Origin of the sequence: Candidatus Sulfotelmatobacter sp. (genome assembly GCA_035498555.1) — a bacterium.
Lineage (GTDB): Bacteria > Eisenbacteria > RBG-16-71-46 > RBG-16-71-46 > RBG-16-71-46 > DATKAB01.
Genome location: DATKAB010000079.1, coordinates 1 through 11,071 on the forward strand (window position 1 = coordinate 1; position 11,071 = coordinate 11,071).

The window sequence follows — 11,071 nt, forward strand, 5'->3', positions numbered from 1 at the left end:
GTACTGCCGCAGATTGGCGCCCACCTGGCTCGAGCGCGTGTCGGGCGCGATCGGATACGACAGCGTGGACGGCGTCGTGGAGTTCGACGGCTGCGTCGAGTGCGCCGCGTCGCCGATCAGTTCCAGCGTCGGGTCGTAGGCGCCCGTCGCGCTCGACTCGTTGCCCTCGGCCGCCGACACGTTCGCGCGCCCGATCAGCAGCGTCTCGTTGCCGTGAAGCGCCATGCGCAGCGCGTCGCGCAGGGTAAGCGAGTGTTCGGCCGCGCGGGCGACGCGGGCGGAAGAGATCAGGCCCGCGAACAGCACCGCGCTCGCCAGGCCGGCGGGAATCCAGGTTCTCACGTTTCACCTCCACCAAGACTGGCCTTCTGCAGACGGCCATCGATTTCGTTCGCGAATCGTTCCAGCGCTTCGGGATCGAGCTTGGCCAGCGCCCACTGCTCGCAGTGCGTCAGCCGCCAACCCTTCTGGTCGATCAGCTCCATCAGCACCGCGCGCGGATCGCGGTGGAAGCGGAGCCGCAGCCCCTCGTCGGTCGCGAGTGCGCCGATGACGCGCTCCACGCACACCTGGCTCACCGGGCCGCTCCCAATAGACGATCGGGGGCCGTCAAATTCGACAGATCGAGGCCGGAGCCTTTCGTCCGCTCGGTCGCGAGTCCAATCGAGGCGCCGGCGCCGAAATGGATGGCGCCCTCCGCGTGCGCCTCGGCCGCGAACGGCGCGACCTGCTCCGCGCGTCCCGGTTGACGAAACGCTGTCATTGCCGCGCCGTGCCGGTGTACGACGGCGGTCGAAAGCACCAGCGCGGCGGCGACGATCAGCGCGGGTTGAATCAGGTTGTTGTCCATGACGGGGCTCCTTCTCTGCGATTGCGAATCGGTCGCGTGTCTTCCAGTGGTAGAGCCCTATCTCAAGACGCATGCCAGCCACGGGCGTGGCGGCGAAATCGCGCGCAGGAGCGCGCGCCGCATGCGTTTGAGAGTGCGAGGGAAGTGGCGCGCGGAAGATGCGCGCGAATCGGCGACTGTCGATGGATCGACAGTCCGTCGACTCAGCTACAGTCGACGACTATCGCAGGCCGTACTTGTCGAGGCGGGAATAGAGCTGGGCGCGCGTGACGCCGAGCAGACGCGCGGCGCGCGTCTTGTTGCCCTTGGATTGCCCGAGGGCGCGTTCGACCAGCGAACGCTCCATCGACTCGAGATCGACGACGTCACCATTCATCGAGGCGCCGTTGGTTCCATTGGCCACGCGGGCGACGGGCTCCGACGGAAACGTCATCGGCGCCGGCAGATGGTCGTGCGTGATCAGCCCGCCATCGCACAGGAGAATCGCCCGCTCGATGGCGTTGCGCAGCTCGCGCACGTTGCCCGGCCAGTGGTACGAGAGCAGCCACTCCTTGGCATCGCGTGAGATGCCCGAGGAGGGCCGGCCCATGCTCTTGCCCAGATCCTCGAGGAACGCCTCGGCCAGCGGCACGATGTCCTGCGGGCGGTCGCGGAGTGCCGCGATGTGGATCTGGAACACGTTGAGCCGATAATAGAGATCCTCGCGGAACGTCTGCCGCGAGATCGCCTCGCGCAGGTCGCGATTGGTGGCGGCGATCACGCGGACGTCGGCCTTGATGGTGCGCGTTCCGCCCAGGCGCTGGAATTCGCGCTGTTCGAGCACGCGCAGCAGCTTGGCCTGCACCACCGGGCTCATCTCGGCCACTTCGTCGAGGAACAGCGTGCCGCCGTCGGCCTGCTCGACGCGCCCGATCTTGACCGCGCTGGCACCGGTGAACGCGCCCTTTTCGTGGCCGAACAGCTCCGACTCCAGCAATTGTTCCGGCAGCGCCGCGCAGTTGATAGCGACGAACGGCTTCTCGGCGCGCGAGGAACCCTGGTGGATCAGGTTCGAGATCACTTCCTTGCCGGTTCCCGATTCGCCGGTGATGAAGACGGTGGTGTCGGACGGCGCCACCCGGCCGACCGCGCGCAAGGTCTCCTTCCACGACGGCGAGACGCCGACCACGCGCGTGCGGCCGCGCGCTTCCAGCTCGCGCGCCAGGCGCTCGACCATGGCTTCGAGCCGCCTGGCGTGCTCGCGCACCTGGGCGGCGACGCGCGCCTCTTCGGCGAGCGCGCCGAACGAGAGCGAGAGCGCGATGCGATCGGCGAGGCGCCGCGCGACGCCGGCGTCTTCGCGCGTGTAGCGCGACGGCTCGCGGTGGAAGAAGCTCAGGCTGCCGCGCGTCTCCCCCGCGCTGATCACCGGGACGCGCAGCCACGAACGGAGCCCCGACTCGAGGATGAAACGCTTGCGGTCGGTATCGGGCCTGAATTCCGATGGAATGTCGTGGATGATCTCGAAGTCGCGCCGGTCGCTGAACTCCATGTGCGTCATCGGCACCGGGCCCTTCGGAATCTCGCTGTCGCAGCTGCCGGCGTAGGCAAGTACACGAATGGTACGTGCCTGCTGGTCGAGCTCGGTCAGGACCATCATGTCGTGCGGAAGAATGGACTTGGCCTCGTCGGACAGCCGCTGGAACACGTCGCGAACGTCGAGCGATTTGGCCAGCGTGCCGAGCAGCTCCTCGACGCGGTCGAGACGCTGCTGGCGGCGGCGCTCGGTGTCCCACAGCCGCCAGTGTTCGACCGCCGCACCCAGCAGCGCGGCGATGGGTCGCAGAATTTCCTGGTGCTCGTCGGTGAACGCGCGCGCGTTCGAAGCGCTGGCCCACACGCCGCCCACGAAAGAATCGCGGGTGCGGAACGGCTCCCACATGGCCGAGCGCACGCCCTGTTCCAGAATGTGCGCATCGCCGGGAAACGTCGCATCCAGTTCGACGCGCGCGTCGTTCACCCGCTGGATCGGGCCGGGCCGGGGCCGCAGCCGCGGCGACCACATGTCGAGGGTGCAGGGCTTGCCGCACTCGTCGGAGTCGTCGGGGCCGGTCGGACCGGAGTCGAGCTGGCCGTCCTTCCACATCGCCCACACGCCAAAGGATCGCTCGTTGCCCACCCCCGGGCCATCGAGGATCCGGATGACGCCCAGGCCCTCGATCGGGATCACCCGGCGGACGGCGGTGGCGATGCGGCCGAACACGTCCTGGAGCTCGAGCGTTTCGGAAGCGGTTTCGGCGATCTCGGACAGCACTCCAGCAACCGAGCCCGCCTCGAGCGTGGGAGCGTCGAGTCTCATGGTTGTGCCTTCGATGCGGCAGGGGTTTGACGAGTGTCGGAAAAGATCGAGGGGCGGCCTGTTTTCCCACCCGGCGCGGCTCCGGACCCGGCGAATGGTGGTCCCGACTGGTCAGAGCGAGCGTCCGAAAATGGGATTGGGGCGCCCGGGGGACGCCCGGGGCCCGCCCCCTCATTGGGGCCGCCAACCCCGGAGACGCTATACAAGCGTAGCCGTCAGCCCTCGCTCACCCCAAGTCCAGCTCAGCGTACAGCCGCAGCACGTCCACCGACGTGGGGGTGGCCACGGTGTCTCCCGTGTTGACTTCCGCCCTCATCGCGAGCGCGGTGTCTCCCGCCGGAAGGTTCGAGTCCGCGATTCCGCTCACCGGCTCGATGCTCTCGTTGTCCAGGCGCGTCACACGGTAGTTCACGGCCGCACCGTTCGGATCGGCCCACAGCTCCAGCTGGTAGGTGCCCCCTCCAAACGGGAAGCCGCTGCCGAGCTCGTACGAGGAAACAGAACTGAACGCATCGTTCCAGATGATCTTCCAGTAGCTCCCAACCGCGGATTCGCACGCCATGCCGATGACGTTGATGAGCGCGTCCGGGTACACCGAGGCGAGGAGGTTGGAGAGGGAATTGGCCAGCCCGATGAACGCGTTGTTCCGGGCGCCCCCCGGATCCGCCGAGAAACGGGCGCAGAAGTAGAATCCCCCGCGCCCAGCGGCGCTGCCGATATAGACCAGTCGTTCGCCCGACGCCAGCGAGGCCGAGGCAAAGATCCCGGCGGCGCTCGTCACGCGGATCCGCTCGCAGCCGTCGAGATAGGACGCCAGGCTCGTGACCGGTCGCGACACCGTTCCCGTGCCGGTATGAGTGCATCCGGTCGCGTCGATGGGACCCGGAGTGCCCGGGCTGATTTCGGCCTGCAACTGCGGCAGGCTGACCCGGCCGCCGGTTCGTGTCACGATCGCCGGCCGCGTGACGTCTGCGGAGAGCGTCGAGACGTCGCGCCTCGCCCCGGTGACGAAATGGAACTCGAACACGTTGTCGACGATGACCTGATCCGTGCCGTTCGCGAGGCTGATCACGTTGCCGTTCGTCAGATCGGTGCACAAGAGCTGGCAGTTCGCGACCCGCCCCATCACCAGGCCCAGAGGCCCAGTCCTCAGTAACAACGACGGATAGGCGTGGAACTGGTGGTAAAGGCCGTCGATCAGCAGATTCGTCATCCCGTTGATGACGAACGAGTGAGCGGCCGTGCCGCCCGTGCCCCCCGCCTCGCGGTAGCTGTCGCGCAGAACGAGGTAGTTCGAGACCAGGTCCGTGCTGAGCGCCGGCTCGGTTCCTGGCCCCTGGAAAGTGCACTGCTGAAACCGGCTGGCGCTCGTCCGCACGAGATGAACGTGTCCACGAGGAAGCGGATGGAGCGAGTCGTCGGGTTTGTCATGCCTCCAGAAAGTGAGAGTTGTAACGCCGTCGCTGAGCGGCGTCTCGATGGCGGGGGTGCTAAGCATGATCTGTGATGAAGTCGCGGAGTCGACGGTGGTGCCGACGGCGATCCCGAGGCCGAAGACCTCGTCGCCCGCCGCGATTCCCGTGAAGCTGCCGCCGGAGGGTGGGAGCACCGATCTCTGGGTAACGGTTACCTGGCAGCCGTTCACATCGAAGTAATACCCCTCACCCGGCCCATCGAACTCGCATCGGTTGAAGTAATTGTTGTTCGATCCCGCACCACCCAGGCGAAGGCTCCCGCCGCTGGCGGATTCGTAGGCCGTGCAGTCCACCATCACCAGCTTGGAGACATAGTTCGCGTCGAAGCCGTCGCAGAGGAACTCGAACGCCCAGCTCGGCGACCGCCACACCGTCACGTTGTCGAGCGTGACGCCAGCCATGCGCCCCGCGTCCCCGCTCTTGTACCAACGCACCCCGCGCCCGGTCCCCGTCGTCCCCTCGGGGCGCATGACGAACAGGTCTTTGATCAGACAGTCGCCCGCGATGTTGAGGAAGATCGAGTCCGTATTCCCTCCATCGGGGTCGTCGTGAAGCAGAATGGAGAGGGCACTCGCCTGCCCGTTTGCCACTCCGAGAAGGGCGAGCGGCTTCGTGACCACGAGTCCCTTGAACGCGGGAACGGTGTCCTTGGTGTAGGTCCCCGGCGGAACCCAGATCCTGCCGCCGGTCGGGGGCAGCGCGTCATGCGCGCTCTGGAAGTCCGGGTAGTCGAGGACGTTGACCTCCCCCACGGACCGCAGGTTGACTCCCGCCGGCTGGTCGAAGAAGTAGAGCGTGTCGTCATGCCGCGACAGCACCGCGTCGTAGACCGACGCGGGGCAGTAGAAGAAACCGCGCCCCTGCGAGTCCAGGGTCAGGACATTCGAGCCCAGAGCGTTCACCCCGAGTGGATCGGAATAGAGAGTCGGGGCCTGGCTCGGGAACAGCCGGTCGCCGGCGTGGATGGTGATGGGCCAGTCGGAGGGCTGAAGGTCGAGCCACCTGCGGTTGGGGTCGACCGCGATGACGTAGAAGAGGGTCTGCGGCGTGTGGTTCCAGAGCAGGGTGTTGCCGGCGACGATCCGGCCCGCGTCGTAGACGTAGACCCGCACCGTGGAGGAGTAGTTGAGGATCGCGTCGGCGCTGGCGGTGGCGCCCTGGCGGTAGACGGTGTACGTCTGCTCAGGATGCACGAGGTTGCTCGGCGTGAGCAGCAGGTTGACCTGGCGCATCTCGAACTGAAGCATGGCCACGCCCTTTCCACGACGACCGTCGTGCTGCGCCGCGGGGGTCGGCTACCTATTGGCGAGAGTGGGGACTCGCCCGCTCACCGGTAGAGCTGATGAATCCTGCCGATGGTCACGGCGCGAGTCGCCGTGGGATTCCTCGAGATCACCCAGAGCTTCGGGGGTGACGTGTCCTGCACGTAGATGCGATTCCGCGCAGCGTCGTATGCGACGCTGACCGTGTTGCCGAAACCGTGTGCGAAAAGCGTCGCGCTGCCCGGGGTGATCTTCCAGACCTGGCCTTCAGCGACGTTGCTGCTCGCCGCGTAGATCGCGTCGGGGCCGGCACAGATGCCAAGCATTCCTTGAGGAGTCCTCGCCACGAGCGCCATCGTGCTGTTCGCGAGCTGGAATATCCCAAAGCCAACCTCGTCATTTCCTGACACGACCACGGCTTCCCCACTCGTTGCGATAGCCCGATAGTTCCCGGCCCCCCCGGCCCCGGGGCCGCCTGTGAAAAGCGGCGTGGTAGCACCGGACATAACATCCACCGAGTAGATCCCCTCCCCGATGCCGCCCGGGAGAATGCTGTAGAGCTTGCCGCTCGGCGAGACGGCTGCCCACACCCAGCCATCCTCCGGACTTGTCGAGACGAGTGCCGAGTAAGAACCGTCCGGCGCCACATCCCAGATGTAGTGGTTCGGAAATAGGGCGTCACGGCTTGGGACGTAGGTCCGGCCGTCCGGCGTCGTTGCCTGACCATTGCCGGGAGCGCTCGACCAAGGCGCACCGGTGCCACTGGTATCGAATCGGAAGATTCCGGCGGTTCCAGCGCACACGTACACGCGGCCCATGCCGTCCACGGAAACGCCCTCTGGGCTCGAGGCCGGGATCGTCGCGAACGGAGCAACCACCCACGATGAGTCGAGCACCACGGGCGCCGCGAGCGCTGGCAGAGACCAGGGCAGAAGAGCGATGGTGAGCGCCACAGCAACGAAAGCGCGAGGGAAGCGGGCGCGGGTCATTCCTGAACTCCATTCTCGGGGCCGAAGAGCGAGGATGCGCGGGCGGCGACACCAGCACTAGTATACGCCTGCCGGACAGCGTCAAGTTCAGGCTGATTTCACAATGGCGAGGATTCCGGCAACACGGCGGAGTGGCGGCACGGTGATACGCCACCGCGAAACGCGCCTCGCGATCGGCGGCTACATCTTCAGGAATCTCTCTCCGTAGCGCGAGCGCCAGAGGGGCGCGTCTTCGGCCCAGGCGTCGTGCACGAAGTCGGATCGCTTCTGGCTGAGCGGCACTGGGACCCAGCGCAGTTGATACCCGTCCCACACGCGCGAACTTCGATCTGGAAATAGCCGCGCCGTCTGGGGGCACGCGCCGGTGATCAGGTCTAGACAGAGGTCGTACTCATACTGGTCGGGATTGTTGGGCGCAACGTCGACCAAGAGACCGAGCGGCACGACCACCTCGGCGATGGCGTCGAGGAAACGCTGCCGATGCTGCGGCTCTGCCCAGATCCGCCGCCATTCAACCTGCTCGCTCCAATTGCGCGCCGCAAGGTTCAGGTCGAGATCCGAGCCGAGATGCCCGCAACCGCGGACCATCGAACCCACCAGCTCTACTCGCACCGGCTGAAACGGCAGAGTTTGGAGCGCCGGGCCGATGATTGCGTCACGGATCTGGCGCTGAAATTCGGGCGCGACCCACTGCCACGCGGCTACGCGAAGGGCAGGATGCTTTCTCAGCGCGGCGGGAGGTAAGGTGGTCTTGAGGGCCATGGTCTGAATTGGGGGCTTGCTCGTGGGCGCGGGTATCAGAAATGCAAGTCATTTTCGAATTCTACGCTCGGCGCCTGGCGCCGCGGCCGCCGCTTAAGGGCTCATACCACTTTAGCCAATGTAGCGCTTGCGCCAAGCGCTTCCCTCGTGGCTAAACCCCCAGCTCCATCTGGGCGGGCTCGGCCGGGGGCCCGAGCCGCAGGCTCCGGCGATCGGCGATGCCGTAATGCCGCCGCAGCGCCTCGAGCCGTGAGTTGAGGTCGGCGCCGAACCTGGCCGGCAGGTAGTCGCGCCCCGCGAACAGCTCGCCGTAGAGCGGCAGCAGTTCGGGCCAGTCGCGGCCGAGCGCCGCGAGAAAATGCTCGCGCGTTCCGGCGCGCAGATTGACCGGCGCGATCCACACGCTGCACGCGCCGGCGTCGCGCGCTTCGCGCACCACGCGCTCGATCGAATCGGCCGAGTCGCTGAGGCCCGGCAGCACCGGCGCGATCGCCACGCCGGCGCGCACGCCGCCCTCGACCAGCGCCGTCAACGCGCGCAGCCGCTGGCGCGGATGCGCGGTGCCGGGCTCGGTGCGGCTCCACACGCGTTCGTCGAGCGTCGGAATCGAGAAGCTCACCGACACCGCGCAGCGCTTCGCCGCCGCCTGCAGCACGTCGACGTCGCGCGCGATCATCGGGCCGCGCGTGATGATGCTGAACGGTGTGCGCGATTGCCCGAGCTTCTCGAGGCAGGCGCGCGTCAGGCGGTAGCGGCCCTCGGCCGGCTGGTAGGGATCGGTCGCGGCGCCGATCAGTACGAAGTCGCGCTTCCAGCTCGGGCGCCGCAGTTCCGCCTCGAGCACCTCGGCGACGTTGATCTTGACCCGAATGCTGCGGCCGTAGGCGTCGTCGCTCGCCCGGTCGGCGCGCTTCTCGAACCCGCGCACGTAGCAGAACGTGCAGCGATGCGCGCAGCCCATGTAGGGGTTGAGCGACCATTCGAAATCCATTCCGCTCACGCGATTGAGCGCCGCGCGGCACGGCTCTTCGCGGTACTCGATGCGCGCCGAGAGGCGGCCGGCTGATGCCGCGCTCGATCCGCTCAGCTCTTCCCTGGGAATCGCGCTCGCGATCTGGATCACGGCCGGGATTATCGCGCCGAGCCGCCCACGGCACAAGTGTGCAGTAGATCCCGCTACATATAGATAGGCGCCCAAGCCGCTCCCCCCTCCCGCCGATAACGGATGCATGCACTTCGACCCGTTGATCGTGACCATTGCTTCGTTCCTCGTTCTGCCGCTGGCGCTCGGGCTGTGGGCGCGCGCCAACGCCCTGCAATCGAAGGACACCGACCCCGCTCCCGCCTGGTTTTCGTTCTCGCGCCGGCTTCAGCTGATCGGTTCGCTGCACCCGCTGCTCTGGTATCTCACCATCACCTGGATGGTTCGCAATCTTCCGACCTGGCCCTCGTACGTGCCGCGGCTTCCGGCGAATGGGCTGGTCGGCATGCTGGTCGGAGTCCTGGTGCTGCCGTTCGTCGCCAATCTTCCGCTCAACCTCCTGCGCCACGACGTCGCGCGCCGGCTCGGCACCACCGAGCTGGGCTGGCCCGAAGCGCTGCGGCAGCTCTTCTGGACGTTCGGCGCCACCGTGGTGCCGCTGACCGCGCTCGCGATCGGCATCGGCTCGCTGCCGGGTGGACACGTGATCAAGTTCGCCGCCTGGGCGCTGCCGGGGCTCCTGATCGGCGCGGTGTGCGCCTCGCAGTTCCGACGCGGCTTGGGGTTGCTGCCGCACGCCATCACCCAGGGCGAGCTGCGCGATCATCTGTTCGCGCTCGCCGAGCGCGCCGGAGTCCGGCTCAGCCAGCTCTACGTTCTGCCCATGAAGCGCACGCGCATGGCCAACGCGTTCGCGGTCAACGGCGGACGCGTGATGCTCACCGATCTCCTGCTCCAGCAACTGACGCGCGAGCAGGTGGACGCGGTGATGGCTCACGAGATCGGCCACCTGCGGCGGAGCGATCCCATGAAGCTCGCGTTCAGCCGGCTGTTCTTCCCGCTCGGCGCCGGGCTCGCGCTCCAGCCGCTCGGCTACGCCTATTCATTTCTTGGTTTCCTCGCCGGCGGCATCGCCGCCACGGCCTGGTCGCGCCAGATCGAGCGCGCCACCGACCGCGAGGCGCTGCGGCTCGGCGCCAGCGGCGAAGCGCTGATCTCCGGATTGGTGCGCATCGCGCGCCTGAGCTTCGTGCCGATCACCTGGAACAAGTGGAGCGGCTGGTACCTGTCGCATCCGTCGGTCGAAGCGCGCGCGCTCGCGATCGGCCGCGACGCCCACCTGCCCGAGTCACGCGTGCGCGCACTGCTCGCCGGCGAGGAGATGAAGGGCGAGCACTACGAGTACACGCCCGCCCAGGCGGCGACCGAGCGGCTGTTCTCGACGCCCTACAAGGCCACCGCGCTCGCGCGCAGCTCGATGGTCATGCTGCTGCTCGCGGTCGGTGCGCCGGCGGTGTTCGCGCGGCTCGCGCTCGAGATGGGCCTTCACCACGGCACGCGCCCGTGGCTGTGGCCGGCGGCGATTCTCGCGACGTTCGCGGCCTGCCTCATGGCGCAGTCGATGATCGCGCTCGCGCCGCTGCGCGCGCTGCGCGGCAAGCTCGCGGCGCGGCTCCACCTCGGGCCGGCCAGCGCGAGCCCCGGCTGGCGCTTCGTGGGGCTCTCGCCGCACGCCGATCCGCGCGTCTACGAGGGATTCTCGACCTGGGATCTGGGCTTCGTGCGCGTGAGCGGGCCGGTGCTGGAATTCCTCGGCGAAGAGACGCGCTTCGCGCTGCGACGCGAGCAGCTGGTGTCGGTGGCGCTGGTCGACGGACCGCCCTCGTGGCTGCGAACGCGCGTGGTGCGCATCGCCTGGAACGTCGGCGGCGGCCGCGAAGGACTGCTGCGGTTGACGCCGCTCGAGAGCGCGAGCGTCGGCGAGATCGGCGGCCGCGCCCGCGCGCTGGTGGCCGAGATCGAGCGCTGGCGGTTGAGCGAGGACGCGCTCGCCGCGCGGATCGCGCCGCGCGAATCGGTCCCGCCGAGCGGCGAGGTCACCAGCATCGCGCCGCGCCAGATCGTGCGGCCGGCGCTGTTCGTACGGCTCGCGATGCTCGATACGATGCTGGCCGCGGTCGCGGCGCTCGCGTTCGGCCTGCCGTTCGATCCCGCACAGGGCTTCGGCTGGCTCGAGATCGCGGCCAGCGGCCTCGCGGTTCAGGCCCTGATGCTGTGGCCGGTCATGACGGCGCGCCGTCCGATCCGCAGAGCGGTGGGCGAAGTGCCGCAGGTGATTCCGATCGAGACGGCGCGGGCGGCGAAGTCGTCCGGCGACGAACAGAGCCGCGCCGCCTAGACCGGCGCAGCGCCC

The 11,071-nt window shown here is 67.9% G+C and carries 9 protein-coding genes; 1 reads left to right on the plus strand and 8 read right to left on the minus strand.

Translation table 11 applies throughout. The annotated features are described in order from the left end of the window. The 8 genes from VMJ70_06990 to VMJ70_07025 all read right to left on the minus strand — a co-directional run. Positions 1–342, minus strand: a 342-nt coding sequence (locus VMJ70_06990; protein HTO90864.1) for a TolC family protein, incomplete at its 3' end; no start/stop codon positions are given. Further along, positions 339–578 carry an Os1348 family NHLP clan protein gene (locus VMJ70_06995; protein ID HTO90865.1) on the minus strand — a complete coding sequence of 80 codons (240 nt, stop codon included), beginning with the start codon at positions 576–578 and terminating at the stop codon, positions 339–341. The genes VMJ70_06990 and VMJ70_06995, both read right to left, overlap by 4 nt. Further along, positions 575–850 (minus strand): hypothetical protein, encoded by a 276-nt coding sequence (locus VMJ70_07000; protein ID HTO90866.1) that lies wholly within the window; start codon positions 848–850, stop codon positions 575–577. The genes VMJ70_06995 and VMJ70_07000 overlap by 4 nt, the downstream gene beginning before the upstream one ends. Positions 851–1,070: 220 nt before the next feature. Next, positions 1,071–3,188: a sigma 54-interacting transcriptional regulator gene (locus VMJ70_07005; GenBank protein HTO90867.1), complete on the minus strand. Its 2,118-nt coding sequence runs from the start codon at positions 3,186–3,188 to the stop codon at positions 1,071–1,073. 226 nt (positions 3,189–3,414) lie between these two features. Further along, complete coding sequence (locus VMJ70_07010) at positions 3,415–5,910, minus strand: hypothetical protein (GenBank protein ID HTO90868.1); 2,496 nt, start codon at positions 5,908–5,910, stop codon at positions 3,415–3,417. Positions 5,911–5,990: 80 nt separating this feature from the next. Next, complete coding sequence (locus tag VMJ70_07015) at positions 5,991–6,914, minus strand: hypothetical protein (GenBank protein ID HTO90869.1); 924 nt, start codon at positions 6,912–6,914, stop codon at positions 5,991–5,993. A 180-nt stretch (positions 6,915–7,094) separates the two neighbouring features. Then, positions 7,095–7,676: a hypothetical protein gene (locus VMJ70_07020; GenBank protein HTO90870.1), complete on the minus strand. Its 582-nt coding sequence runs from the start codon at positions 7,674–7,676 to the stop codon at positions 7,095–7,097. 151 nt (positions 7,677–7,827) lie between these two features. Continuing rightward, entirely contained in the window at positions 7,828–8,799 is a 972-nt protein-coding gene (locus VMJ70_07025; protein ID HTO90871.1) for a radical SAM protein, read from the minus strand. Positions 8,800–8,905: 106 nt separating this feature from the next. On the opposite strand from VMJ70_07025, the gene VMJ70_07030 reads away from it, so the two are divergent. Continuing rightward, positions 8,906–11,056, plus strand: a complete 2,151-nt coding sequence (locus VMJ70_07030; protein HTO90872.1) for a M48 family metalloprotease — start codon at positions 8,906–8,908, stop codon at positions 11,054–11,056. Positions 11,057–11,071: the final 15 nt, after the last annotated feature.